Origin of the sequence: Tuberibacillus sp. Marseille-P3662 (genome assembly GCF_900178005.1) — a bacterium.
Classification (GTDB): Bacteria; Bacillota; Bacilli; order Bacillales; family Sporolactobacillaceae; genus Marseille-P3662.
Map to the genome: position 1 here is coordinate 799,487 of NZ_FXBS01000006.1, position 25,518 is coordinate 825,004.

At 41.3% G+C, this 25,518-nt stretch carries 32 protein-coding genes; 23 read left to right on the top strand and 9 right to left on the bottom strand.

Features of this window, described 5'->3' with window-relative positions; all coding sequences use genetic code 11:
* The first annotated feature begins 7 nt into the window (after positions 1 to 7).
* The 13 genes from mgsA (at position 8) to B9Y89_RS12670 (ending at position 11,700) form a co-directional block, all read left to right on the top strand.
* Complete coding sequence (mgsA, locus tag B9Y89_RS12610; RefSeq protein WP_085523571.1) at positions 8 to 421, top strand: methylglyoxal synthase; 414 nt, start codon at positions 8 to 10, stop codon at positions 419 to 421.
* Between the two features lie 22 nt (positions 422 to 443).
* Positions 444 to 1,580 carry an N-acetyl-alpha-D-glucosaminyl L-malate synthase BshA gene (bshA, locus tag B9Y89_RS12615; protein WP_085523572.1) on the top strand — a complete coding sequence of 379 codons (1,137 nt, stop codon included), beginning with the start codon at positions 444 to 446 and terminating at the stop codon, positions 1,578 to 1,580.
* A gap of 5 nt (positions 1,581 to 1,585) precedes the next feature.
* Entirely contained in the window at positions 1,586 to 2,794 is a 1,209-nt protein-coding gene (locus B9Y89_RS12620; protein ID WP_139822800.1) for a CCA tRNA nucleotidyltransferase, read from the top strand.
* Positions 2,767 to 3,747: a biotin--[acetyl-CoA-carboxylase] ligase gene (locus tag B9Y89_RS12625; RefSeq protein WP_254901245.1), complete on the top strand. Its 981-nt coding sequence runs from the start codon at positions 2,767 to 2,769 to the stop codon at positions 3,745 to 3,747. Before B9Y89_RS12620 ends, B9Y89_RS12625 begins: the two co-directional genes overlap by 28 nt.
* A gap of 20 nt (positions 3,748 to 3,767) precedes the next feature.
* Positions 3,768 to 4,610, top strand: coding sequence for a 3-methyl-2-oxobutanoate hydroxymethyltransferase (gene panB, locus B9Y89_RS12630; protein ID WP_085523574.1), 843 nt, complete (start codon positions 3,768 to 3,770; stop codon positions 4,608 to 4,610).
* Entirely contained in the window at positions 4,607 to 5,455 is an 849-nt protein-coding gene (panC, locus tag B9Y89_RS12635) for a pantoate--beta-alanine ligase (protein ID WP_085523575.1), read from the top strand. The genes panB and panC overlap by 4 nt, the downstream gene beginning before the upstream one ends.
* Positions 5,456 to 5,647: 192 nt before the next feature.
* Positions 5,648 to 5,827: a YpmA family protein gene (locus B9Y89_RS12640; RefSeq protein ID WP_085523576.1), complete on the top strand. Its 180-nt coding sequence runs from the start codon at positions 5,648 to 5,650 to the stop codon at positions 5,825 to 5,827.
* Complete coding sequence (locus tag B9Y89_RS12645; RefSeq protein ID WP_085523577.1) at positions 5,824 to 6,300, top strand: hypothetical protein; 477 nt, start codon at positions 5,824 to 5,826, stop codon at positions 6,298 to 6,300. Before B9Y89_RS12640 ends, B9Y89_RS12645 begins: the two co-directional genes overlap by 4 nt.
* A gap of 25 nt (positions 6,301 to 6,325) precedes the next feature.
* Positions 6,326 to 7,507 carry a pyridoxal phosphate-dependent aminotransferase gene (locus B9Y89_RS12650; protein ID WP_085524729.1) on the top strand — a complete coding sequence of 394 codons (1,182 nt, stop codon included), beginning with the start codon at positions 6,326 to 6,328 and terminating at the stop codon, positions 7,505 to 7,507.
* A gap of 26 nt (positions 7,508 to 7,533) precedes the next feature.
* Entirely contained in the window at positions 7,534 to 8,826 is a 1,293-nt protein-coding gene (gene asnS, locus B9Y89_RS12655; RefSeq protein WP_085523578.1) for an asparagine--tRNA ligase, read from the top strand.
* A gap of 133 nt (positions 8,827 to 8,959) precedes the next feature.
* Positions 8,960 to 9,673, top strand: coding sequence for a DnaD domain-containing protein (locus B9Y89_RS12660; protein ID WP_085523579.1), 714 nt, complete (start codon positions 8,960 to 8,962; stop codon positions 9,671 to 9,673).
* A gap of 6 nt (positions 9,674 to 9,679) precedes the next feature.
* Entirely contained in the window at positions 9,680 to 10,351 is a 672-nt protein-coding gene (nth, locus tag B9Y89_RS12665; protein ID WP_085523580.1) for an endonuclease III, read from the top strand.
* A gap of 74 nt (positions 10,352 to 10,425) precedes the next feature.
* The gene (locus tag B9Y89_RS12670; protein WP_176222208.1) at positions 10,426 to 11,700 is read left to right on the top strand and encodes a glycoside hydrolase family 18 protein; all 1,275 of its coding nucleotides are present in this window, start codon (positions 10,426 to 10,428) and stop codon (positions 11,698 to 11,700) included.
* Between the two features lie 218 nt (positions 11,701 to 11,918).
* Here B9Y89_RS12670 and B9Y89_RS12675 read toward each other — a convergent pair whose 3' ends face one another.
* Entirely contained in the window at positions 11,919 to 14,615 is a 2,697-nt protein-coding gene (locus B9Y89_RS12675; protein ID WP_176222209.1) for a transglycosylase domain-containing protein, read from the bottom strand.
* 55 nt (positions 14,616 to 14,670) lie between these two features.
* Positions 14,671 to 15,282 carry a Holliday junction resolvase RecU gene (recU, locus tag B9Y89_RS12680; RefSeq protein WP_085523583.1) on the bottom strand — a complete coding sequence of 204 codons (612 nt, stop codon included), beginning with the start codon at positions 15,280 to 15,282 and terminating at the stop codon, positions 14,671 to 14,673.
* 108 nt (positions 15,283 to 15,390) lie between these two features.
* Between recU and B9Y89_RS12685 the strand changes: the two genes are divergently transcribed.
* The 3 genes from B9Y89_RS12685 (at position 15,391) to B9Y89_RS12695 (ending at position 17,255) form a co-directional block, all read left to right on the top strand.
* The gene (locus tag B9Y89_RS12685) at positions 15,391 to 16,389 is read left to right on the top strand and encodes a DUF2515 family protein (protein WP_085523584.1); all 999 of its coding nucleotides are present in this window, start codon (positions 15,391 to 15,393) and stop codon (positions 16,387 to 16,389) included.
* A 132-nt stretch (positions 16,390 to 16,521) separates the two neighbouring features.
* Positions 16,522 to 16,824 carry a hypothetical protein gene (locus B9Y89_RS12690; RefSeq protein ID WP_085523585.1) on the top strand — a complete coding sequence of 101 codons (303 nt, stop codon included), beginning with the start codon at positions 16,522 to 16,524 and terminating at the stop codon, positions 16,822 to 16,824.
* Positions 16,825 to 16,889: 65 nt separating this feature from the next.
* The gene (locus B9Y89_RS12695; RefSeq protein ID WP_139822802.1) at positions 16,890 to 17,255 is read left to right on the top strand and encodes a YppE family protein; all 366 of its coding nucleotides are present in this window, start codon (positions 16,890 to 16,892) and stop codon (positions 17,253 to 17,255) included.
* A gap of 34 nt (positions 17,256 to 17,289) precedes the next feature.
* Here B9Y89_RS12695 and B9Y89_RS12700 read toward each other — a convergent pair whose 3' ends face one another.
* The 7 genes from B9Y89_RS12700 to B9Y89_RS12730 all read right to left on the bottom strand — a co-directional run bounded on the left by B9Y89_RS12700 (position 17,290) and on the right by B9Y89_RS12730 (position 19,763).
* The gene (locus B9Y89_RS12700) at positions 17,290 to 17,490 is read right to left on the bottom strand and encodes a hypothetical protein (protein ID WP_085523587.1); all 201 of its coding nucleotides are present in this window, start codon (positions 17,488 to 17,490) and stop codon (positions 17,290 to 17,292) included.
* 119 nt (positions 17,491 to 17,609) lie between these two features.
* The gene (locus tag B9Y89_RS12705; RefSeq protein ID WP_085523588.1) at positions 17,610 to 17,840 is read right to left on the bottom strand and encodes a spore germination protein GerPB; all 231 of its coding nucleotides are present in this window, start codon (positions 17,838 to 17,840) and stop codon (positions 17,610 to 17,612) included.
* A 66-nt stretch (positions 17,841 to 17,906) separates the two neighbouring features.
* A complete protein-coding gene (locus B9Y89_RS12710) occupies positions 17,907 to 18,287 on the bottom strand; it encodes a spore germination protein GerPE (RefSeq protein WP_176222210.1) in 381 nt (126 codons plus the stop codon).
* Positions 18,287 to 18,472: a spore gernimation protein GerPD gene (locus tag B9Y89_RS12715; RefSeq protein WP_085523590.1), complete on the bottom strand. Its 186-nt coding sequence runs from the start codon at positions 18,470 to 18,472 to the stop codon at positions 18,287 to 18,289. The genes B9Y89_RS12710 and B9Y89_RS12715 overlap by 1 nt, the downstream gene beginning before the upstream one ends.
* Positions 18,469 to 19,116, bottom strand: coding sequence for a spore germination protein GerPC (gerPC, locus tag B9Y89_RS12720; protein ID WP_254901299.1), 648 nt, complete (start codon positions 19,114 to 19,116; stop codon positions 18,469 to 18,471). The genes B9Y89_RS12715 and gerPC overlap by 4 nt, the downstream gene beginning before the upstream one ends.
* Positions 19,117 to 19,182: 66 nt before the next feature.
* Positions 19,183 to 19,392, bottom strand: a complete 210-nt coding sequence (locus B9Y89_RS12725; protein ID WP_085523592.1) for a spore germination protein — start codon at positions 19,390 to 19,392, stop codon at positions 19,183 to 19,185.
* Positions 19,393 to 19,499: 107 nt separating this feature from the next.
* The gene (locus tag B9Y89_RS12730; protein ID WP_085523593.1) at positions 19,500 to 19,763 is read right to left on the bottom strand and encodes a DNA alkylation repair protein; all 264 of its coding nucleotides are present in this window, start codon (positions 19,761 to 19,763) and stop codon (positions 19,500 to 19,502) included.
* A gap of 123 nt (positions 19,764 to 19,886) precedes the next feature.
* Between B9Y89_RS12730 and B9Y89_RS12735 the strand changes: the two genes are divergently transcribed.
* The 7 genes from B9Y89_RS12735 (at position 19,887) to B9Y89_RS12760 (ending at position 25,478) form a co-directional block, all read left to right on the top strand.
* A complete protein-coding gene (locus tag B9Y89_RS12735) occupies positions 19,887 to 20,321 on the top strand; it encodes a MarR family winged helix-turn-helix transcriptional regulator (RefSeq protein ID WP_369596731.1) in 435 nt (144 codons plus the stop codon).
* Positions 20,322 to 20,438: 117 nt separating this feature from the next.
* Positions 20,439 to 20,786, top strand: coding sequence for a hypothetical protein (locus tag B9Y89_RS12740; RefSeq protein WP_085523595.1), 348 nt, complete (start codon positions 20,439 to 20,441; stop codon positions 20,784 to 20,786).
* A gap of 194 nt (positions 20,787 to 20,980) precedes the next feature.
* Complete coding sequence (locus tag B9Y89_RS19075) at positions 20,981 to 21,124, top strand: hypothetical protein (protein WP_176222211.1); 144 nt, start codon at positions 20,981 to 20,983, stop codon at positions 21,122 to 21,124.
* A 163-nt stretch (positions 21,125 to 21,287) separates the two neighbouring features.
* Positions 21,288 to 21,491 carry a DUF2188 domain-containing protein gene (locus B9Y89_RS12745; protein ID WP_085523596.1) on the top strand — a complete coding sequence of 68 codons (204 nt, stop codon included), beginning with the start codon at positions 21,288 to 21,290 and terminating at the stop codon, positions 21,489 to 21,491.
* A gap of 179 nt (positions 21,492 to 21,670) precedes the next feature.
* Positions 21,671 to 22,738: a CdaR family transcriptional regulator gene (locus B9Y89_RS12750; RefSeq protein ID WP_176222212.1), complete on the top strand. Its 1,068-nt coding sequence runs from the start codon at positions 21,671 to 21,673 to the stop codon at positions 22,736 to 22,738.
* 132 nt (positions 22,739 to 22,870) lie between these two features.
* Positions 22,871 to 24,010: a glycerate kinase gene (locus B9Y89_RS12755; protein WP_085523598.1), complete on the top strand. Its 1,140-nt coding sequence runs from the start codon at positions 22,871 to 22,873 to the stop codon at positions 24,008 to 24,010.
* Positions 24,011 to 24,023: 13 nt separating this feature from the next.
* Positions 24,024 to 25,478: a GntP family permease gene (locus tag B9Y89_RS12760; protein ID WP_369596732.1), complete on the top strand. Its 1,455-nt coding sequence runs from the start codon at positions 24,024 to 24,026 to the stop codon at positions 25,476 to 25,478.
* Positions 25,479 to 25,518 lie beyond the last annotated feature (40 nt).

Here is a 25,518-nt window from a genome sequence, read left to right on the forward strand (position 1 = left end):
GATGATCATGAAAATTGCTTTAATTGCTCATGACAAAAAGAAAGACGACCTTGTCCAGTTTTCCCTAGCTTATCAACCGATATTAAAGGATCATGAACTGTTTGCTACGGGGACAACCGGAAGTCGTGTCATGGAAGCGACAGGTCTTGATATTTACCGTTTTCAATCAGGGCCATTAGGTGGCGATCAGCAAGTCGGGGCCCGGATTGCCCAAAATGATATGGACTTAATTATTTTCTTTCGTGATCCACTAACGGCACAACCTCATGAGCCGGATATTAATGCTTTGATTCGTTTAGCTGATGTGTATAGTATCCCGCTCGCAACCAATATGGCAACCGCTGAAATTTTGATGCATGCCCTTGAACGCGGTGAGCTGCATTGGCGTGAGGTCATTCGTTCTAGGCAGCAACAAGATTAGCAAAGAGATAGGGGAGAGCTATATGACACTTAAAATTGGTATTACTTGTTATCCAACGGTAGGCGGTTCCGGGGTCGTTGCTACCGAGTTAGGAAAGAAGTTGGCAGAGAAAGGTCATGAAGTTCATTTCATTACATCCAGCCTCCCCTTTAGACTGGAAAAAGCCCCTAGAAACATTTACTTTCATGAGGTGGAAGTCAACCAATATGCTGTTTTCCGTTATCCACCTTATGATTTAACGCTCGCCAGTAAGATGGCTGAAGTAGCTAAAAGGGAAGGTCTAGATTTATTGCACGTTCATTATGCTGTTCCACACGCGGTCTGTGCTTATCTTGCCAAACAAATGGTTGGCGATTCGCTCAAAATTGTAACAACCCTTCATGGGACTGATATAACGGTTTTAGGCTATGATCCCTCATTAAGCCATATGATTCGTTTCGGTATTGACTACTCGGATGCGGTGACGGCTGTATCTAATGACTTGATTAGGCAAACACAGGAACTGTTAGGAACGTCAAAACCGATTATACCTGTATACAATTTTGTTGATGAGGCGACTTACCATGAACTTGATTCCGGTGATTTAAAAGCAGATTTGGGCATTCAAGCAGATGAGAAGGTGATTGTTCACATTTCGAACTTCCGAAGAGTGAAACGTGTACCTGATGTTGTGGAGGCATTCGCAAACATTCGTAAGTCAGTTAAAGCGAAGTTACTTCTAATTGGGGATGGACCTGAATTAACGGTTTCAACGTCCTTAGCTGAACAGCTTGGTATTCGCGATGACATTATTGTTTTAGGGAAACAGGAAAATGTCTCTGATATCTTATCAATCAGCGACTTAGCCATGCTGCTATCAGCTAAGGAAAGCTTTGGGTTGATCTTGCTTGAAGCGGCTTCATGCGGAGTGCCAGCCATAGGGACAGCGGTGGGCGGCATTCCTGAAGTGATTGAAAATGATGCCAGCGGATTTATCGTTGATGTGGGAGATACGGAAGCCGCCGCCACAAAGGCTGTGCAATTATTGACGGATTCAACACTTCATGAATCTATGGCCCGTCACGCGGTTGAACTTGCGAGAACGCGGTTTCATTCAGACAAGATTGTAGAACAATACGAAGCTGTGTATCATCAAGTGTTAGAGGGTCAGGAGGTCTAACAGTGATGTCCCAACGATTTGAACAAGCTGCACCTGTTTTACACATATTAAACGAGGCGGGTTATGCCGCCTATTTTGTCGGGGGTTCGGTCAGGGATTTCTATTTAGGTCGGGATATTGCGGATGTCGATATTGCAACATCGGCAACGCCACATCAAGTTATGGACTTGTTTGACAAAACGTTTCCCATCGGTATTGAACATGGCACTGTTTTGGTTCGCTTTCAACATAACGATTATGAGATTACCACATTTCGATCAGAAGCGGATTACGATGATTTTAGGCATCCATCAACGGTCCGCTTTGAAACGTCTATTGAGAGCGATTTACAACGCCGCGATTTTACCATGAATGCAATGGCACTTGATAAGCATCAAGAATTATTGGACCCTTATGGAGGTCGTGTTGACTTAAGCAAGTATCTGTTACGGACAGTAGGTCGAGCGAATGACCGTTTTCAAGAGGACCCGCTTCGCATTTTACGCGGGACGAGGTTCTCTGCCCAATTAGGCGTTTCTCCAACTGAAGTGACAACATCAGCGATGCAAAATCAGGCGCATCTTTTAGAAAAAATTGCGATTGAAAGAATCCATACTGAATTCACAAAGCTGCTTGCGGGCCGCTATTTAAAACATGGGATTAATTTGTTGATTCAAACGAACTTGCATCATTATTTACCCTATATGGCCCGGCGATCCGATGAATTATTGAAATTGGGGCAAGACCATCTTTGGCAATTGGATACGAATGATCAACGCTGGGCGGCTTGCCTATATCGGCTGGATTTAGGCGATGATCTGGCCTTTTTTTTAAAACGATGGCGATTTTCCAAAAAAAGTTCTGGGCATATTCAAGTCTTAGTGAATGGACTTAAAACCTTCAGAAGGGAACACTTAACGCCATGGTTGATCTATCGGACAGGTATTCAAGCCTCGCGCCAAATTAGTGCCATAATAGATCTTTTAAATTCGGGAGAGGGAACATATGTACAGAGGGTTGAAGCAATGATTGAACAACTTCCTATTCATTCCAGAGCAGAATTGTTTGTCGATGGGCATGATTTGGTATGTTGGATTGAGCAGAAGCCGGGTCCATGGATTGCGGAAGCTCTAGAGCGGATTGAAAAAGCTGTCACCTCGCATCAGGTTTTAAATCAAAGTGATGCCATCAGAAGGTGGGTGGAAACGTGTCTGAAACCAGAAATGAAATTTTGAAGCAACTTATCATCCATAAAGGTGAATATGTTTCCGGACAAATGCTTAGCGATGCCATTGGTTGTTCCCGAACAGCCGTCTGGAAACAGGTTAAAGAGCTTATTCATGGCGGTTATGAGATTGAATCCGTTAATAGAAAGGGTTATCGTTTATTAAGTTCAAGCGGTCAACTAACGGTTACTGAAATTCAAACAGGCTTGAATACACAAACATTGGGGACGCGTATACATTTATATGATCAATTGCCGTCAACGCAAAAAAAAGCCCATTATTTCGCGGAGGAAGGAGCAGAAGAAGGGACAATTGTAATTGCTGAAGAGCAAACACAAGGACGGGGCCGTTTAGGCCGTGCCTGGCATTCTCCAAAAGGAACAGGTATATGGATGAGTACGATGCTCCGACCTGATATTAAACCGCGCCAAGCCCCGCAGTTGACACTATTAACGGCTGTAGCTCTTGTCAAAGCAATAAAAAAGGCTGTAGGCATTGAATGTCAAATTAAATGGCCGAATGATATTTTATATAAGGGCAAAAAGCTTGTCGGCATTTTAACAGAGTTACAGACGGAAACGGATTCAATCAGGGCTGTGTTGGTTGGGACCGGACTGAATGTCAATCAATCAAAGGAAGACATACCAGAGAATCTCCATGACGTGGCGACTTCGCTTAAGATCATCAAGGGTGAAGAGGTGGATCGGATACGTCTGATACAGTGTATTTTAGAAGCTTTTGAATCGCTATATCTGACTTACTTACAAGAAGGGTTTAACATCATTAGATTGATGTGGGAAAGCTATGCTTTAACAATCGGTCAATCCTTGACAGCACAAGCGACTAACGGTGAAACGGTGACAGGCATCGCCCAAGGCATTGATGAAGCAGGGCTATTACTTCTTAAGGATGAACAGGGAACGCAATATAAGGTTTTGTCCGCTAATATTCGTTCGGTTTAATAACGAAGGGAGCATTGATGATGACATCCATTGGAACGTTTCGGACCATGAAGCAACAGAATGAATCGATTGCTATGATTACTGCATACGATTATCCGTCGGCTAAGCTCGTCGAAAGTGCTGATGTCGATATGATATTGGTCGGGGATTCCGTCGGTATGGTGGCTATGGGATATGATTCAACGGTACCGGTGACGTTGGATGATATGGTGCTACATACAAAAGCTGTTAAACGCGGTGCCAAACATGTTTTTACCGTCACGGATCTTCCATTTATGACTTATCATGGATTGATTTCTGAAACATTGACAAATGCTAGGCGATTAATGCAAGACGGCGGATGTGATGCTATCAAAATGGAAGGGGCAGGTCCTATCTGTGACCACATTCGAACTTTAACACGAGCTGGTGTACCCATTGTTGCTCATTTAGGACTTACACCCCAATCCGCCGGTGTACTGGGAGGATATAAGGTACAAGGCAAAGGTTTGAAAGATGCCAAGCAATTAATCAATGATGCCAAATCCGTTGAAGACGCTGGCGCATTTGCTTTGGTCTTGGAGTGTGTTCCACAACAACTTGCACAGAAAATCACAACACACTTAACAATCCCCGTTATCGGTATTGGAGCTGGTGCCGGAACTGATGGCCAAGTGCTTGTCTATCATGATGTTATTGGCTATGGAGTGGAGCACGTTCCAAAGTTTGTGAAGCAATATGCTCAAGTGGGTGAAACGATTCAGCAAGCGATTTTGGACTATATTCAAGATGTTAAAAATGACGCCTTTCCTTCCGATGATCATAGCTTCAACATGCAAGAGGATACATTAAAGGCTCTTAATAAAAGCAGGGATCAATCATGAAAGTGGTTACAACTCCAAGGGAATATCAATCGCTAATCGCTGATTATCAAAATGAGGGTCAATCGATCGCCTTCGTACCAACGATGGGTTTTTTACATGAAGGTCACTTATCATTGATTGATAAGGCTAAAAAAAAGTCTGATATTGTTGTTATGAGTATTTTTGTTAATCCGACCCAATTTGGCCCGAATGAAGATTTTGACAGTTATCCAAGGAATCTGTCAAGAGACAAGGTTTTAGCTGAGCAATATGGCGTCCATATCGTATTCATTCCTAAGGTGGAGGATATGTATCCTAATAACCGGATGTTTATGGTGAATGTTTTGGATCGTGTTGATGTCTTATGCGGAGCCAGTCGGCCAGGTCACTTTGACGGGGTTGCGACAGTGTTGTTAAAGCTTTTCAACATCATCCGACCGGATACTGCTTTCTTTGGCATGAAGGACGCCCAACAATTGGCAGTTGTTAAAGGTCTGGTTGAAAGTTTTCATATGCCTGTGACCGTTGTGGGCTGTCCGACCGTTCGTGAGGCCGATGGGTTAGCGAAAAGTTCTCGCAATGTTCGTTTAACCGACATTGAAAGGACAGAGGCCGTTCATATTTTTAAAGTGCTTGAAAAGGCGAAACATGATTATGAACAAGGGGTTTTAGCTATTCAGTCGATTCAATCGACCGTTTTAAATGAACTAAATAGGTATATTAAGAATGGAAGCATTGATTATGTAGAGGTTTACACTTATCCTGAACTTAATTTTCAATTTGAAACAGCTAACCAAATGATCATTGCTGTTGCCATTCAATATTCACAAGCTCGACTGATCGATAATGTTGTGATTGAACTTTAATGAGTTGATTCTTGCCAAATCGATTGTTTTTGATTACGATAAGAGATGAAAAAAACGAAACCCGCGGTAAGGTTTCGTTTAAAAGTGTCTGGGTTAGGTTAGGTGATTTTCCCTTTGCTATCTGGGTAGTTATAGTGTAAGCACCACCTGCTGCGACTATGAATAGAAAGTTTTGTGTCAAGGAGGATATCAATGGGAGAACAAGCAGAATTGGTTTCAACTGTCAATATTCAACGCATGGATGAATTATATCAAATCATCGATATTCTAAATAAAACGTTGAAGCATCAGGGCTACATATTTGGATTGTCGCAGCATGAGGAACAGTGGGTGTTTCGTATTTATCAGACACAAGTGAATGGATCATCATGAAAAAAATTATTTTCTCGATCTTAGCCGTTGTAGCCTTGCTCGTTTGGCAAGGTTGGAGTATTTATGATGATGCTCGAGGCTATCAGAATAAGCAAATCAATGCTGCAAAAGAGACACTTAAGAATCGAGCGGATGTCAAAACCATTAAGAATATACATCCGTACTATGGATCGAAAACGTATATGATTGCCAATGTAAAACTTAAAAAAGGTTCTGAAGCCTATATTTGGTTACCTCAAGCAGATGATGGAACAGTGGTTGTCAAATCAGCTGAAGAAGGTGTGACGGCGGATCAAGTTGCTGAAACGGTTCGTAAGACAGAAGGTGTTAAGTCGGTGGTCGATGTGACATTAGGAATGTTTAACGGAATACCAGCATGGGAGATCAAATATATCACTGAAAACGATCAATATGTATTTGGCTATTATGCATTTGCAAATGGTGATTATATGAACAATATTAAAATTAGTTAGTATGAAGGGATGGCGGTTTATTTTTATGGAATTATCCAATCGGGCGGAACAAATTACACCATCATCGACATTAGCCATCACAGCTAAAGCTAATGAATTAAAAAGCCAAGGGCACGATGTCATCGGTTTGGCAGCAGGTGAACCAGATTATAATACACCCAACCACATTATTCAAGCAGCTACGGAAGCCGCTAAGAATGGTCATACGAAATATACCCCATCAGGTGGCATGCCGGCCTTAAAGGAAGCGATTAAAGATAAGTTCCAAAATGATCAAGGGCTTAATTATGAAACCAATAATATTATCGTGACAACGGGAGCCAAACACGCCTTATATTTAACGTTTCAAGCTTTGATTAATCCAGGTGATGAAGTCATCATTCCGGCACCATATTGGGTCAGCTATCCCGAGCAAGTAAAATTGGCTGGCGGAAATCCGGTAGTTATCCCCGCTTTGGAAGATCATCACTTCAGAATAACTGTGGACCAACTTAGAGGCGTCGTAACCGAGAAAACGAAAGCGTTGGTTATCAATTCACCGAGTAACCCAACAGGGATGATATACAAACCTGAAGAACTTAAAGCTATTGGTAAGTTTTGTCTAGAAAATGGCATAACTGTGGTTTCAGATGAAATTTATGAGACGTTGATTTATGATGGTGCTGAGGTAACATCAATGGCCTCCTTGTCACCTGAACTGAAAGACAATACGGTTATTATAAATGGTGTTTCTAAATCACATGCTATGACAGGATGGCGTATTGGATACGCAGCGGGACCGTCTGATATGATTAAAGCTATGACCAATATTGCAAGTCACAGTACATCTAATCCGGCATCAATATCCCAACATGCTGCTTTGGCAGCTTATACAGGACCTCAAGAGCCTTTGAAGGACATGAGGGATGCGTTTGAGGAACGACTGAATTATGCCTTTGAGCGTGTTATTAATATTCCAGGATTAGCATGCATAAAACCTAAAGGCGCTTTTTACTTGTTCCCAAATGCACGTAAGGCAAGTGAGATGTGTGGTTTTAATCATGTATCGGAATGGGTTAAAGCATTGCTTGAAGAACAGAAAGTCGGGTTAGTCCCAGGTGAAGGATTTGGCGCTCCTGATTATGTAAGATTGTCCTATGCCATATCATTGGAACAAATGAAAGAAGCGCTAGATCGTATTAACCAATTCATGGAAGATCATATTTAGTAACAATTTGGGTTGGAGGTAGTCGCATGAAGACGACGATTTCGCAAGTGCATCAATTCGTCGGTCAAGACATTAAAATCGGTGTTTGGCTGGCCAACAAACGTTCAAGCGGAAAGATTCAATTTTTACAACTTAGAGATGGAACAGGTTTTATACAAGGCGTCATCGTTAAAAAAGCCGTTTCTGAAGCAGCTTGGGAGGCGGCACAACAACTGACCCAAGAAAGTTCCTTTTATGTCTACGGAACGGTTCAAGCGGATGATCGGGCACCGTCAGGATTTGAATTGACGGTTAATGATATCGAAGTTATACATATCGCTGAAGATTATCCAATTACACCTAAGGAACATGGAACGGAATTTTTGATGGATAATCGCCATTTGTGGCTCCGTTCTAGTCGGCAGAACGCGATTTTGCGTATTCGTAATGAAATTATTAAAGCGACTTATGAGTTCTTTAATAACGAAGCATTTGTCAAAATTGATCCGCCAATTCTTACTGGGAGTTCAGCGGAAGGGACTACAGATTTATTTCACACCCAATATTTTGATCAGGATGCCTATTTATCGCAAAGTGGACAACTTTATATGGAAGCGGCCGCAATGGCCTTTGGAAAAGTGTTTTCGTTTGGTCCGACCTTTCGTGCTGAAAAATCGAAAACACGTCGCCATTTGATTGAGTTTTGGATGATTGAACCGGAAATGGCGTTCATGGATCATGAGGAAAGTTTGCAGGTACAAGAACGTTATGTCTCCTATGTCGTTCAGTCTGTTTTGGATAATTGTAAACAGGAGTTACAGACGTTAGACCGTGATGTTACAAAATTAGGTCAGGTGACAGCTCCTTTTCCACGTATTACTTACGACGATGCGGTTCAATTACTGTTGGAAAAAGGATTTGATGATATCGAATGGGGTGAAGACTTTGGTGCACCGCATGAAACGGCCATTGCTGAAAGTTTTGATAAACCCGTATTCATCACAAACTATCCAAAAGATATTAAAGCTTTTTATATGAAACCTCATCCCGACAATGACGATGTTGTTCTCTGTGCCGACTTAATTGCACCAGAAGGTTACGGAGAAATTATTGGCGGCAGTGAACGCATTGATGATTTAGAACTGATGAAACAACGATATGACGAGCACCAACTCACAGATCCTGCATATGAATGGTATCTACAGTTGCGTCAATATGGATCTGTGCCTCATTCTGGTTTCGGTCTTGGGCTTGAAAGAACAGTCGCTTGGATTTGCGGTATCGAGCACGTTCGTGAGACAATTCCTTTTCCGAGGTTATTAAATCGTTTATATCCGTAAGTCTAGGCTTTTGGTTGAATGAATTTAAAGGAGCTTGCCATAACGGCGGGCTTCTTTTTTGATTTGGAAAGAATTTTAGAACTTTTACTATTGGCCCATCAGGCATGATATAATACATCCAGAGGTGTCGAATATGGAACAAAACGTATTAACTCATTTATTGATGAACAATCAATTGCAGCTCCCCAAGTTATTATTGGATTATTATAAGCAACTCGATTTGAATGAAGAAGAGTGCATGCTTCTTATTCATATCCATCGATATATTAGCGATGGTAATACTTTTCCCACCCCGGACGAGCTAGCTGAACGAATGACTGTAACAACAGAACAATGTGCTCGTCATTTACGGCACTTCGTCCAAAAAGGACTCCTGTCATTGAATCAGTCTGATCAACAAGATATGTATTCAGAAGAATATTCACTTATGCCTTTGTGGGAACGGATCGTTCAACTTTTTAGTCAAGATAATCAAACCCAGCAAGATAACCAACAACAAATGTCCTTATATACATTATTTGAAAATGAATTCGGACGCCCGTTATCCCCCATTGAGTGTGAGACATTAGGCATGTGGGTTGATCAAGATCAGCATGAACCGGAGATTATTAAGGCTGCCTTAAGAGAAGCGGTCATTTCCGGTAAACTCAACTTTCGTTATATTGATCGGATATTATTTGAGTGGAAAAAGCAGGGTGTCAAGACATTAGAACAAGCCAAAGCCTTCGGTGAGAATGTACGCAAACATTATAAAAATAAACAAACAATGACCAGCCATGAAAAAAAACCGGCCATGCATTTACCTTTATATAACTGGTTGGAATCATCAGGTGGAAATGGGAGGTAAGGGTCTTTGCTGAATCAAAAACAAGTCACTTATGTTCTAGACACACTCGGGGAGATGTTTCCCGAAGCAAAATGTGAATTAACTCACAGCAATCCTTTTGAGCTAACGATTGCTGTGATCCTCTCGGCACAATGCACGGATGCTCTTGTTAATCGTGTCACACCGTCTTTATTTTCCAAATATCAAACACCGGAAGATTATTTATCGGTATCATTGAATGAGTTAGAACAAGATATTCGTTCCATCGGGTTGTATCGCAACAAAGCCAAGAATATCCGCAAGTTATGCCAAATCCTCATTGATGATTATGATGGGAGAGTTCCTGAGAAGCGTGAAGCTCTAATGGCGTTACCTGGAATTGGACGGAAAACAGCTAATGTGGTGACCTCAGTAGCTTTCGGCCACCCAGCCATTGCTGTTGACACACATGTTGAACGGGTAAGCAAACGTTTGGGGATCTGTCGTTGGAAGGATAGTGTCCTTGAAGTTGAAAAAACTTTGATGAGAAAATTACCTGAATCTCTTTGGGCTGACTCTCATCATCGGTTGATTTTTTTCGGGCGTTATCATTGTAAAGCACAATCGCCGCAGTGTGATACATGTCCATTACTTGACTTATGCCGGGAAGGACAAAAGCGGATGCGGCAGAGGGCTAAAGTGGATGCTGAATCGTCATAAGCAAAGGTGACACCTGGACAAATTCCTAGACATATAATACAACATGAACAATGGTCAAAGAAGGAGGCTTGACTATGGACGTTTATGTTGTTAAATCCGGGGATACCGTCTACCAAATTGCTCGAAATTATGGGGTGTCATCTCAAGATATCCTGACTGTGAACCAATTAGCGAATCCCGGTCAGTTAGTTGTTGGGCAGACGTTGCTTATACCGACGTCTGAAAATACTTATACGATACAGCCCGGTGATTCATTCTGGTCGATTGCCGAGCAATTAGGAGTTTCGTATCGTTCACTTGTTGCTGCAAATCCGCAACTTCAAGGCCAGACATTATATCCAGGAATGGTGATTCAATTACCTCAAGACAGTACCCCTGAGATTATTGTCAATGCTTATCTGGATCCATCGCAAAGTGGCGTGGAGTCATTTAATCAAGCAAAGTCCGCCTTAACCTATTTGAGTGTATTCAGCTATGAAGTAAATGCACAGGGAGAATTAACCCCTCCAGGTGCGTACGAATCCGAGCTATTAGGAGCCATTAGGCAGTCAGCTGTAGCACCGTTAATGGCGATTACCAATATTGTAGAAGGTCAATTTGAGCAAGACGTGGCCTTGTCAATTTTTAACAACCAAGATATTCAAGATACATTTATTAGTAATGTATTATCCGTTCTAAGACAAAAGGGTTATCAAGGTGTTAATCTTGACTTTGAATTCATTGGTGCTGAAGGTCGAGAAGCCTATAATCAATTTTTAGAGAGTTTCACTCAACGTCTACATGCAGAAAATTTTATCGTGAGTACCGCGTTAGCTCCGAAAATAAGTGCTGAACAAACTGGTACCTTATATGAAGGGCACGATTATGCGTTTCATGGTCAAACAGTGGATTTCGTTGTCCTTATGACTTATGAATGGGGTTGGAGTGGTGGCCCGCCAATGCCAGTTAGTCCGATTACGCAAGTTGAAAACGTGATCCAATTTGCATCAAGTGTGATGCCTCAAGATAAGATTGTCATGAGCATCCCTTTGTATGGTTATAATTGGACCTTGCCTTATCAGGAAGGCGGTGAATTTGCCACTGCTGTGTCGACCGATCAGGCTGTACGTATAGCCTTACAAAATAACGTCAGTATTAAGTATGATGAAGAAGAAGCGGCGCCGTATTTCCGTTATACGGATAACCAAGGTTCTGAGCATATTGTTTGGTTCGAAGATTTACGAACGATGCTTGCAATGTTTCAACTGGTAAAAGACTATAACTTAGGGGGAATTAACTTTTGGAATTTGGCTTTTCAGTTCCCAGCTGTCTGGCCGCTGGTAACGAGTGAATTTACGGTACAACAATAAGTCTAAGAGCAATAATAGGGATGTAGGCACCATGATTTATGTTAAGGGACATTCCTGAAAAATAAGGAACACAAATATAAACGGAAAGTAAGATATATCATTGGAACCAAGGGAATAAATAGGTGTGAGTCATAGAAAAAGCCCTCCTGATTCAAATCAGGAGGGCTTCATTTGTCTAAATGTCATAGGGAGAACCGATATAAGGGAAAGAGCTTCCCTTATGTGGTTTCGTCATTGTTCTCATCATTTTCTTGCGTTGATGGATCATTATTATCCGTCTGATTGCCGTTATCTTCATCATTGTTACCTTCATTTCCGGTTTCATCATCACCAGAGTTACCAGGTGGACCATTGTCTTCACCTTGATTGCCACGACCCGGGTTATCAGATGGGCCATTACCAGGATTATTTGGCTTACCTGGTCCATCGTTATCTTTTGGGTTCTTCTGCTCAGGTGGAATATCCGGGATCCCTTGTTTTGGAACCTTCACTTGTACGGTCTGCGGATCACTCATTCGGTTCTGTGATTCATCACTTTCATTAATGAGTTTAGCCGTTACTGAGAACGTATGAGTTCCAGGTTTTAGATTGTCGACGGTCATTGTTTGATCTGTTGTAGTCCCCAATGGCTGATACTTACCGTCAATTTTTTGCTTGACGATGAATTCAATTTTACCATCTGAACTCGTATCATGGTCCCAAGTGACTTCGGCTGTCTTCTCTTCTTGCTTGTATGATGCTTTCAGATTTTTGACTGATTCGAGTTGCTTGAATTTATTGGAAACATCATTCGGAATATTATGTCCCTTAACAAATAACTCATAATCAATCTGGTTTTCTGGTGTACCATCACTTGGCCGCTTCATCGTGCCTTTTTCGACGCCCATCCGTACGACGGTATTTGGCTTCTCGAAATCCGACGTACTCTGTGAAACCAATCCAGTCATGACATTTTTAAACAATGTTTGTGGTAAATGCTTGACATTGCTATCCGCCATATATAATGGAATGGTTTTGTCTGAGTCTTTTTCTTTGACAGTGTTTCTTGAATAGCCTGACCAAACAGCAGTGGTTAGTTTTGGTGTATAGCCGACAAACCATTCATCTTTGACTGCGCCGCTAGGTAAACTAAATTGGTCCTCCATGGTACTTCCAAAATCAGTTGAGCCTGTTTTACCTGCTAAAGGAACCCCGGGGATATTAGCATTCGTCCCGGTACCCCATTCAACTACGTCTTTTAACATGTCTGTGATCATGTAAGCTGTATAGCTGTTCATGGCCGCGTTATCTTTGTGATCAAGTTTAATGGTACGTCCATCAGGAAATACGACCTTTTTTACTGCAAACGGCTCGTTATGAACGCCGCCGTTACCAAAAGATGCATAAGCACCAGCCATTTTAACAGGCGTTGAGTTAAAAGTGCCGATGGAGTAGGACGGAACCACTTTATTAATACCGATGCCTAGATTATTAGCAAACGATTGGACTTGATCTTTTCCCTTCTCATCCATGACAGTCTCCATTGTCTTAAACGCAGGGACATTCCGGGATTTAGCAAGGTGATATCTGATTGTGTGTTTACCAGTGTAGTCACCATCCCAGTTTTTTAACGTTTTGTCATCATTATACTGATAGGGTTCGTCAACAAGCATTCTTGCCGTTGGCCAATAGAGATACTCAATAGCTGGACCATAGTCCATAATTGGTTTGGCGGTTGAGCCAACTTGGTTCGTTTCTGTCAATCCATTATTAGGTTTGTTGAAAGCGTAATTGATATCTCCATTTGTAAAATTGTGAGCTCCGCCAATTGCTCGAATGGCACCGCTCTTAGTGTCCATAACCGTTGCTGCGGATTCAAACTGTTTCTCATGTTCGATACCTTGATAAAATTGCTTGTTACTAAGTGCTTTTTCAACCTTCTGTTGCGCCGTTTGATTCAAGGTTGTATAAATTTTTAATCCACCGGATTGGAAATCTTTATGAGATACGACACCTTGTTCTTCTACAAGCTGATGTTCAACATAGTCAACAAAGGCGGCATACTTGGTGTTATCTTGTTTCTCAGGTTTATCTTCTAACATTTCCTTGATGGAGACTTTCTTAGCTTGTTCAGCTTCTTTCTGGCTAATCTTGTCATTATCGACCATTGCGTCTAGCACTTGATCACGCCGCTCCTTAGCTTTCTTAGGGTGCTCAACGGGATCATAGGCAGATGGTGCATTTGGTAAACCAGCCAACATGGCAGATTGGGCAAGCGATAATTGATCAAGTTCTTTAGGCCCTAAACCAAAGTAATTCTGTGCAGCAGCAGCAACTCCAGATGCTCCTTGACCATAATAAATCCGGTTTAAATATAATTCGAGGATCTGGTCTTTAGATTTTTTTTGTTCTAGTTTAACTGCTAAATAAGCTTCTTTAATCTTGCGCGTTAATGCCTTTTCCGGTGACAGATAGGCGCGTTTGATGAGCTGCTGGGTAATTGTCGAGCCACCTTCAGCACCGAAACCTTCCGTTATATTGGCAACGACGGCACCCCCGACCCTAATGGGATCAACTCCAAGGTGTTGATAAAATCGCCGGTCTTCAATGGAGATTACGGCGTCTTGAACAAGTTTAGGTATCTGTTCCAAATTAACATGTGTCCGCTCATTAGTACCGAAAGCGTTTGTCGCAAATTGACCTTCGTCATCATAGAGTTTTGTAGTACCGGAAGCTTTGAGCTTTGACATGTCTAAAGGCGGGGTATCACTGATAATTTTGGCAACTGTAATCGTACCCGCGAGTCCAGCTAGCAAAAATAATAGAACGAGACTAAGGATAATTTTCTTAAAGAGGCCACGTTTTTTCTTTTTGCCTTTTTTTTGATTGCTTTGTTGGGCTTGCCTTCTTTCGGTTCTTGATCTGTATTCAGACATATTCATCACCTTTCAATCAAAAACCTGTTCAAAATACAAATTTCGTAGGTATTTGTTAGTTTGTGTCTAAATAGACGCGGTCAATCACTTTTAAATAATCGATTCTTGGCATAAATCCTGTAGGGACTTGGTAACCATAAGCTTCAGCGACCGTTTTTGGGATTGATTTTCGACCGCCCTTCAATTTATTATCCCAAACATTGAACAATACATCGGCGTCAAGAAGATAGATTTGGTGACTTTTCGTAAACTGTAGAAGCAGGAAACTCAACCCACCATGTTTTTTAACATTAATCATGTGACGAATTTGATGCTCATGAATGTTTTGTAGCGGGAACGCAGTTTTGTTCTGCGTTGCCTTAGCTTCAAAGTCGAGATGATAACCCCTATAAATTCCGTTGTAATCCGTGGTTGACGGCTTTCTAAAATAAGCCTCAGTAATTTTGGCCGCACTTCGTTTTGGATAATCAACATTGACAATTTGGACGGGAGTCGGTTTTTTATGAATGATAGCCTTTTGTTCATCACGATAATATTCATTTGTTTTATCGATATCTTCTTCAAATGTCATACCGCGGTTGCCGTAATCAGTCGGGCGGCTTCCTCGCGGTTGGTTTTGCTGACCGTTTTTAATATACCGTTTTCCATTAGGGTAGTAAATAGCCATAATCAAATCTCCTAAGGTAAACATTCATCACATATTATAACGCAAAATCGATCGTATGATAAAAAATAACGACAAGATTTTGTGACAAATGGAAAGTGAGATTGCCTTATGATATCAAAAGACTTTGCCCTTATCAAAGAAAAACGCCGAGAGTTGGTACCATCATTCAATGAACGCCAATTGATTAAAAACATTCATGCGGAAACAAACAAGCAAAATGTCGACAACATTTCCCGTACCAAAGCTTATTTGGCTTTCTACAAACGCCACCCTGAAATTGAATGGGCTTTGCTCGCTAGCATGGTTTCCAGGAATGCCGGCTGGAATATGACCGATTTACAGACGCATCCGTTCCAAAGGATCCTATCAGATCAGTTGCAAACCATTCTATTTCATACATATGAACGTCCCAATTGGTTGATTTTTGCTGATGCGTACCCGCAGCTGCTCCTTTACGAGCACTCAAAAAAGAGTCAGGTGCCTATGTTTCATTTATTAAAATGGGTTCATGCGTCCGTCTTTATGGAACGCGAGTGGAATCAATTTTGGCTATCGGGACATCGTCGTCTTTTGTGTATTGGGCAAATTATTAATGAACAGAACGTGATTGAAGCACCTGTCATACACCATCCGTTCTATCATTCGACGGTTTTCGATAACATTTGGTTTTATCTCCAAGATATGATGCGAATGAATGCCGTCATTTTTCCGACAATGACGGGTGATTTATACGGCTTTTCTGTCTTTCACTTTAGTCATCTATCTAAGCGAATTGACCTTGGAAAACAGTTGACATGGTTACTATTCGCTTCACCTGAGTGTAAGCAGATAAAACGGTTTGCTCTTAGCGTTGAGCCAACAGGGGCGCGTTATGATTATGAACAATTTTTTGACCATGGACCCCTTCATGATCATTTACCGCTTAGAAATGTGTATAGCCCCATTCATCATAAACGCTTGCAACCCTTGGATTGGTTTACCGGTCATATCAAGAGCAACTGGTATCAACCCCCGCGTATTCCTAAGTATATCCTGTCATCATGGTATAACCGTAAAAAACAGCGAATTGATCACTGGAGCGCACACATTCCCTTTGGTTTGTCGTAAAAATGGGTAAGCCTCCGAGAAGAAACAATTTCTTTGCCGAACCGGCACTTCTTTTGTCAAGTCGGAAGGGACTGATAGGGATGAAGAGAATGTATTTAACTAAGCGAATCTCAATTAAGGAGGGCGACTCAGATGAAATCCATAGAGCCACAAAAAGGGGTCGATCGTGCAACCTTTGAATTTAGAATGGATGCCTTGCAAATGCGTGTCGATCAAGTGGAAAGGAAAATCGCGAATAAGGCAGATGACATTGTGTCAGTACAGATCATGCATCATCGTCAGGAAATTGATGATATCTACGAAGCCATCGAAAACATTGATGAACAGATGAAAGCGATTGAAGAACAGCTTAACAGATTCACAGAAGCGTCTACTAGTGGTAACTCTGAAAAAAACAGCAGAAATGACTCGTTGAGGCTGGCTGTTACAACATAATATGATCAAGTCGTGATGTATGATATAAATATGTTAGGATGGAGACACGGAGGTGTCTCAGAGCCTTGGAAACGAAAAATAGAGAACGCTTAAAAGAACTGACCGAACAGTTACGAACATATAATGACCAAGCCTATGACCAATTTGTGACATATTCTAAATCAAAAGATTATGAAGTTGACTTTTATGGTGAAGTCAAACCTTTTGCTGATAGTGTGAAGCAGGTTATTGATGAATGGAAGCCGCTGGTCTTGGAATGGATTAATGCTGAACACCCTAAGTATGTTTATCATGTCCAAATTAATGATACGTACGATAATATTGAGATAACATCAGTCACGGCTTGGCAAAAAGATACGCGACGGCGTCGATTTATCAACACCATAAAATCCATAGACTATGTTTTGGAGACCATTTTGAAACAATTATAGCGTCAACGCGCGGTTCGCCGTGCGTTGGCTTTTTTTACAGAAAAATAATGAACTTAACTAGTACGAATAAAAAGTAAGGAATACCGATTATCATAATTAGTTTAAACATCCAGTAGCTGATGCTCTCTAACAATTCTTCACTGCCCATATGATTGACGCGCTGTTCGATTTCTTGAGCTTCTTGGGCAACATTTTCTTCAATTCTGTGAAACTGGCGAAATTTTTCGGCTAACATGGACAACCCTCCCGCTGGTCTTTAATTCATTCATATGGTTGTCCACATTCGTATATGACACTTTTAATAGATTTTTTAATAGATGTCCTTGGTGGTTTATATAAAAAAAGCCGTCGATTTTATGACGGCGCAGGAAGAGGGACGTAAGGGGCTTCTATACCATAAGATCCAGAGGGTTCATAGGAGGGTTGTTCTAATGCTGGACCTGGAGCTGAAAATCCCCCTGTATTATACAAATTGGAAATTGGTTTAATCATGCCTGAACTTCCAACTTGAAGCACTGATGAATTAGATAAACCTTGGATCTTAAGCATCTTTATATCAATGTCTTGGTTAATAAAGAAATTCATGGTTGCATCGCTCCAAAAGTCATGGCTGATGGGCTATGTTAGGTTTATCTATAACAATAGCAGCCTTTATTCTGTAGAATTGGGTGGATTTAAAAAATGGCGAATGTGCTTCAGCCTTGATTCCGTCTGAACGGTTTCAGTCGAACCCACCTGGATGACGACTGATGATGATGTACCTAGGATCCGTAGAGAGTCAACACTAATGGCCGGATTTTCATGGATGAAACTTGTGTGTACCGGCTCATAAATATGCGCTTTGGGTATAGGGTCGGTAAAAATAGGGAACGCCTTAAATGACGCTTCGCCTTCATAAAACATTGGATATTCTCTTTGTAGGGCGAATACGCGGCTGACTGGTGTAAGGGATTTGGAATCGCCGACCTCAATGACAGAGCTGTTGGAGACTGAATTCATATATAATTCATTCACAAACGAATAGCGTTTCATCATGATCCCTGTGATGCAAACGGTACATAAGTATCTCCAACAATAATTGACTCAGGAGGTGTATCGAATACGGATGACGAACCAATGGTTTCCGCATCTCCAATTAACACTACTGAAGCTGAAGCAACACCAATAATATTGATATCACCCACATTGATTCCTCTATTGACGACTTGAAAATTCAAGATGGATCACGTCCTTTTGGTAAGTTTTCTATGAACATTTTAAATGCCCCGCGAACATCATTAATGACTTTTTCAGTCACTTGATGCCTTTGTTCATGGCGATCCTTTGTTTGATCTTTGATTTGGTTAAGGTAATATTGAATACGATGTCCAAGCTGTTTTTTAACATCATCTATAATAAAGGTGCGATAGGGAGGGTCAAGCGTATATTGAAAATGATTTTCTATAGACTGTAAATCATTCAATGCATGCTCATTAAAATAGTTCTGCAGCTGCTCTTCAATATCATCATACAATGAATCATCTTTCCCATGAGACACACTTGATTCTTGATCTGATGAAACGGATTGGGAGTCAGTTCTAATCGTTTCCTGATCGACAGAGAAATCTTCAATCGATTCGTCATTATTTGCAGGATTTAAACCAATATTTAGTGTGCCCTCTAAGGATTCAATCTTCAATTGGTCAAATTTATAATTAACGGTCACTGGTTCTTTTTTATTCAACTGTTCGACTGATTGATTTAATTGATTAACCGATTGCTCGAGTTCGTTGATTCGTCTATCCTGTGTCTGGATGATGTCTTGTAATTGTTTGATGTGTTGGGCTGGATGGTAGTAGTTATATGGAGCGTTCATTGGCATCACCTCGATCCCATCCTATGATAAGAACATGGAATAGGTGCTTGCCTAGATGATGATTTTAATGGATTAAATATTCTGGTCAAAGACATCGGAATCGTAGGTTTGGGTCTGATTTTGATTCGTTTCCGTATGGATATGGTCCCCTGTATTAAAAGACCCTGCACCGGCAAAAGATTTTGATGCTGAAGAAGGTGCGACACGATAAGTATCACCAATATTAAAAACGGATCCCCCAGAAAGCGTATTGATTTTTACGGCACCAACAAATCCAGGCATATCACCAACACCTTTTATTAAATGCTGACATCTACAATAGTTTATGTTGAGCAGGGTGTGATCGTTCAAATTAAAAAATCTTACTCTAAAAAGATAAATGAGATGGCTCACAGCTCCTGATTTTGCTTTTTAGCAAACGCTGCTCGTTTCACAAAAGTTTGTTCTTCATCAATCAGACCACACGTGCCACATTGGATTTTTCGTTCCGGCCCTTGATAACGAATATGATGTGGATCAGGATTTGTGTTCGTAAATGTTTCAACAATATCTCCGGTGTGGGGATCCAATTTAACCGGTTGTGGGACTTGATTAATAATATTGAATCTTGTTTTATTGGTTTTACAGTTCGGGCATAAATAGGGTTGGCTCATAGAACTATCCCTCCATGTTTTTGTTATAGCTTATCAATACAGTCAAAAGATTATACAGGGATTGACAGCGGTGAAACGCTGAATTATAATATATCTTTAATTCAAGATGATGGAGAGATGAGGATGAGTGAATATCAAGATCCGTCACTACGGCTATTCATCATATTATCACGGACGAATAAAACCATTGCTGAACTCGTTCGTCAAGATATTAAGAACCAAGGCTTAAACCCGACCGAATTTGCTGTCTTGGAACTACTGTATCATAAAGGAGATCAGCCGATACAAAAGATCGGTGACCGATTACTGCTGGCCAGTGGTAGTATGACATATGTTATTGATCGGCTTGAAGGCAAGGGCTATTTACGCCGGCAGCCGTGCCCAAATGACCGCCGGGTAACTTATGCAGTAATTACTGAATCCGGGCAAACCCTAATGGATGACATTTTTCCAAAGCATCACGAATCGCTACAGCGCATATTCGGCGGCTTAAGTGACGAGGAGAAACAGCAAGCAGCAGATTTATTGAAAAAATTAAGCTTTAATGCTGAATTATAGAAGGTGTCCATCAAATGAATGCTCTTATAAGAGCATTTAAGTTTACATAATATTATTATCGTTAATTTTATAATAAAATCTTTTTGATGGGGGATAATAATCGTAGAGGTGATGGTAATGAGTGTCGATCTGGAAACGTTAGAAACAATAACATCCGCTTTAGATAGGCTGAAAGGTAACGGCGTGATCATTACTAAAGATGAAATCGACGATCGCGATAAAACGTCGATGCAGTTAGAATCATTTGCTTTAGAAAATTATGAACGGCCCGTGGATGATTACTTATCTGTTACAACCCTGCAGCTGGCAGGCGGTGGAGAAACAATAACGGATGAAAACAGTGAACCGTTACCGTATAGTTCATACGATATTCCGCTAGAAGATATTCAGTCGTTTAACGTCACTGATGGTCAAGTCTATCTCAAAACAAGTCGCGGAGAATATACGATTTCGAGTTTACAATAACATCAAAGCTGATTTTATACTTAATACCACTCCCTTGGTCCTATGTTGACTAAGGGTTTTTTATTTGATCATTTTCTGTGTCAATTTATGGAGTGTTTGCTCTGGGTGAATGTATGGGAACATAAGTCGGATATGGGTTACAACACATAACAACTTTGGATCATGTCCATGCTATCTGTAAGAGGTGATAAGACGTGAATCCAAGGAAGCGCAACGTCAAATGTGTTGATTTCGGCGGCTACTATGTTGGCAGTTATCCGCACGACGAAAGCGAAATGGATGTTGCAATCGATGAATTAGATCATGACCCTTTGCATGATACGGATTCCGAAGAATAAAATGTCATGTTTTCCTCAAACCGTTCATATTTTTGAGCGGTTTTTTCGTGCATGGGGATAAATCCTCCACGACGTTTGAATAAGTATGTTTAATCTTTGTCCATGTTCGGGAATGGGTTAATAGAGTAACTTAGATGAAAATGATAAGAAAGGCGTGTCAAGCATGAATCAGTATTATGTTGTACCGGATAAAGACGCATTAGGATGGTATGTCAAAATTGAAGATACCGCTCCGATAGAACTTTATGATAAAAAAGATAAAGCGATTGACGCTGGCGTGCATATTGCAAAGGATCATCGGCCAAGTCATTTATCCATACTAGATTCTGATCATAATGTGGAAGAAGAACGTATATACAAAGTGTAGGCAAACTTGTTTCTTGAAAAGCAAAGGGAGCTAGCGAGCTAGCATGGTGCAACGCTTGGATAATATTATCCAAGCGTTGACTTTTTGGTAAGTATTATTGTTTTTCTATCTTTTGTTAACAACGGACATCGCTTATAATTGAAATGAAAAAGTTTTCATATCATAAGCAGGTGAGTCCTATGCTAACTCCTGAAATTGCAGAAACTATTGGACGGGAGACAATGAAGACCCTCGGACGCAATATTAATATTATGGATGAACGGGGCATTATTCTAAGTTCTGGAGATCCGGAAAGAATCGATACCTTCCATGAAGCCGCTAATGAGGTCATTGAGAAGGGTGAAGCGCTTGTTATTGATACGGCGAATCAAAGGATGTGGCGTGGTACGAAACCCGGCATGAATTTGCCTATCAAGTTTCAGGGTGAAGTTGTTGGAGTGGTCGGTATTTCTGGAATTCCAGAAGAGGTCAAAGACTTTGGTTCACTTGTTGTTACGATGACCGAACTCATGCTGCAACAAATCTATTTAATGAAACAAGTGGAATGGCAATACCGGACCCGAGAATTTCTGTTGGAAGATATTTTAAGCGAACATCCTCCATATCAAAAAATTGAGCAAAAATGTCGACTGCTAAATATTAATATAAATGCCCCTTATACAGTGTTTGTGTACCGTTTGAATCAAGCTAAAAAGCGATTTTCTCTTCATGAAGTTTATGATCAAGTCGAGCATCTTTTGCCGGCTTCAGAAGGGATATACGGTTTTGTTGGTGCTGAGACATTTGTCGTGATTTTATCTAGTCAAACCGATGATCCGCTTATCTACAAAAAGGTCCAAGAACAGTTATCCTATTTTTATGAAGACGTGCAAACAGGCATTGGAAGGACTTCTAAGCAATCGAATGCGATTCATCGTCATTACCAAGAGACCGTTCTTGCGATGGATATTTCGGATCAAGCGTATGTAAAGGTGAGTGATTATGAAGCTCAGCTTTTACTATATACAATTAGTCAGGCAGAACGGGAAAGGTATCAACACAAAGTTATGAAATCCCTTTCTAAAGATTTGCAAATCACGCTGTCTGTGTTTTTTGCGAACAATCTCAATCTTAGCCGGACGGCTAAGCAATTGTTTGTGCACCGGAATACACTCATCTATCGCATAGAAAAAATTCAAGACCTGACTGGGTACGACCCGAGGAACTTTCAAGATGCTGTTGCTCTGCAGTTAGCTGATTGGTGTTAATATAAGGAAAAGTGCACAAAAATCACGACATTGTGGTCGTGATTTTTGTTAATTTTACCGATACCCTAGGAATAGGTTTTAAAAATATAATGAACTTAGATTGAAAACGCATTCAGTTATTGGAGGATGTTTATGAATATACTCATTGCACCGGATTCATTTAAAGGTAGCGTTACAGCGAAAGCCGCAGCCCAAGCGATGAAATCGGGAGTTTTAAAAGGCCATCCGGATGCCGTGGTGACTATGATACCTATGGCTGATGGTGGGGAAGGAACGATGACGAGTTTAGTTGATGCCACGAGCGGTTCTGTTTATCAAGTTGAAGTTGTGGATCCTTTAGGACGAAGCATTTTGGGAGAGTACGGTGTGACAGGAGACGGTCAAACGGCTGTGATTGAACTCGCCTCCGCGTCAGGATTAGACACATTAGCAGCAGAAGAACGAGATCCTCGTATTGCTTCAACGTATGGCACAGGACAGTTGGTGCTTGATGCATTGAACCAGGGTTTACGTCATTTCATAATCTGTCTCGGAGGCAGTGCGACGAATGATGGTGGCACTGGTTTACTTCGTGCCCTTGGTTATCGCTTTCTTGATGCGAAAGGGAGAGAATTAGAACCTGGGGGCCTTGCCCTGCAACGTCTGCATATCATAGACAGCAGCCAGGTTGAGTCACAAGTGCATGAAGCAACTTTTCAAGTCGCCTGTGATGTTAATAATCCATTGGTAGGTTCTAATGGAGCATCCGCGATATTTGGACCCCAAAAGGGCGCAACATCGGAAATGGTTCAATCGTTGGATCAAGCATTGACCGTGTTTGCGGATTGTATTGAGCGACAAACGGGCCAATCGGTTCACCAATGGCCAGGGGCAGGTGCCGCTGGGGGGACCTCTGCAGGACTGCTGGCATTTTTGAATGCAGAACTTAAGCCAGGCATTCAAGTTGTTACAGAAGCTGTGGGTTTCAGAGATCAACTCAAGGATGGTCAATTTGATATGTTATTGACTGGAGAAGGAAAAATTGATGGGCAAACAGCATCAGGAAAGGTTGTGGCCGGGTTGGCCGCCATTGCTCAACAATATCATCTATTAACCCTTGCGATTGCAGGTTCAGTTGAAGATGATCTACAGCCCTTGTACGAAAAAGGACTAACAGCAGCATTTAGTATCACTGACGGACCGATGTCCTTGGATAATGCGATGGACAATGGAGACATTTTGATAGAAAAGCAAGTGGAACAAATGATTCGGTTGTATTCAGTTACATTCTAGGAGGGGAAATATCGTGGAGTCGTCTATGGCAAGTGCAGGCCCTTATTTACTAATTTTATTATTAATCAGTATTGCCGTTATTGTTTTGTTAACATCAAAGGTTAATCTACATCCATTTTTATCAATTATTGCAGCAACTTATGTATTTGGTCTCGGTGCTAATCTTATCGGGCAATTTATGTTTGAGAAGCCGCTTATTGATAGTGTCTCACAAACTATAACTTCCGGTTTCGGTGGGATTTTGGCGGAGATTGGGTTAGTTATTATATTTGGTACCATTATTGGAAAAGTTTTCGAGCAAACCGGCGCGGCCGTAACGATGGCCGAAACAGTATTAAAGTGGACCGGAAACCGTTATCCGGCTTTGGGAATGTCGATCATTGGTTGGGTGGTATCAATCCCGGTATATTGTGACTCAGGCTATATTGTGTTGTCATCACTAAATAAATCTGTTGCCAAGAAGGCCAATGTTAATGTGATTGTAACAAGTGTTTCATTAGCAACCGGTTTGTATGCGTCACATACATTTGTTCCGCCGACACCAGGACCGATCGCCGCAGCAGGTAACTTAGGTGTTGCTGCAAACGGTTTGATTTGGGTTATTTTATTTGGGGCATTTGTATCGTTTTTTACTATGGCCGCTGGTTATATTTGGGCAACCAAGTTCTCAAAGAAGTTAAAGGTTGATCTTCTGGAATCAAAGGAAACCTTTGAAGAATACAAGGCGAGCTTCAATAATATTCCGAGACCCTTCCAAGCGTTTGCACCGATCCTCATTCCGATTGTTCTAATGGCTCTCGGTTCAATGGCCAACTTTCCTGTTGGATCATTGCCTGACGGAACGAAGGAAACACTCCTTTCCGGATGGCTATACACAGTGATTAATTTCATCGGCCAACCTGTTAATGCTCTATTTATTGGTGTTATCTTTGCATTTTTGCTACTGGCAAGAGGGCGTGGAAAAGAAGTGTTAACAAAATGGGTCGGTGACGGGATGATTGATGCTGCTATTATCATCATGATTACCGGTGCTGGCGGTGCCTTTGGTACAATAATCGCGGCGACCCCGATTGCCGATTATATTAAAACGCTGCTTGACGGTGGATCGATTTTTGTTGGTGCAGGTGCTTTGTTTATTTTATTTTTGATTGCTGCACTATTGAAGACCGCACAGGGTAGTTCCACAACGGCTTTAGTTGTTACCTCAACCATCGCAATGCCACTTCTATCTATTCTAGATTTAGATGTCATGATGGGTAATATCCCCATTGGTCAGGTGCTTGCGGTATTAGCCATCGGTTCAGGGGCAATGGTTGTGAGTCACGTTAATGATTCCTACTTCTGGGTGGTATCACAGTTTACGGGAATGGATGTGATGACTGCATATCGGGCACATACGATGGCTACATTAGTTCAAGGTCTTACTGGAATTGTCATAACGTTCCTGCTTGGTTTAATATTTTTATAATTTGAAGCCTACTTCATTTCCTTATGGAGGTGGGCTTTTG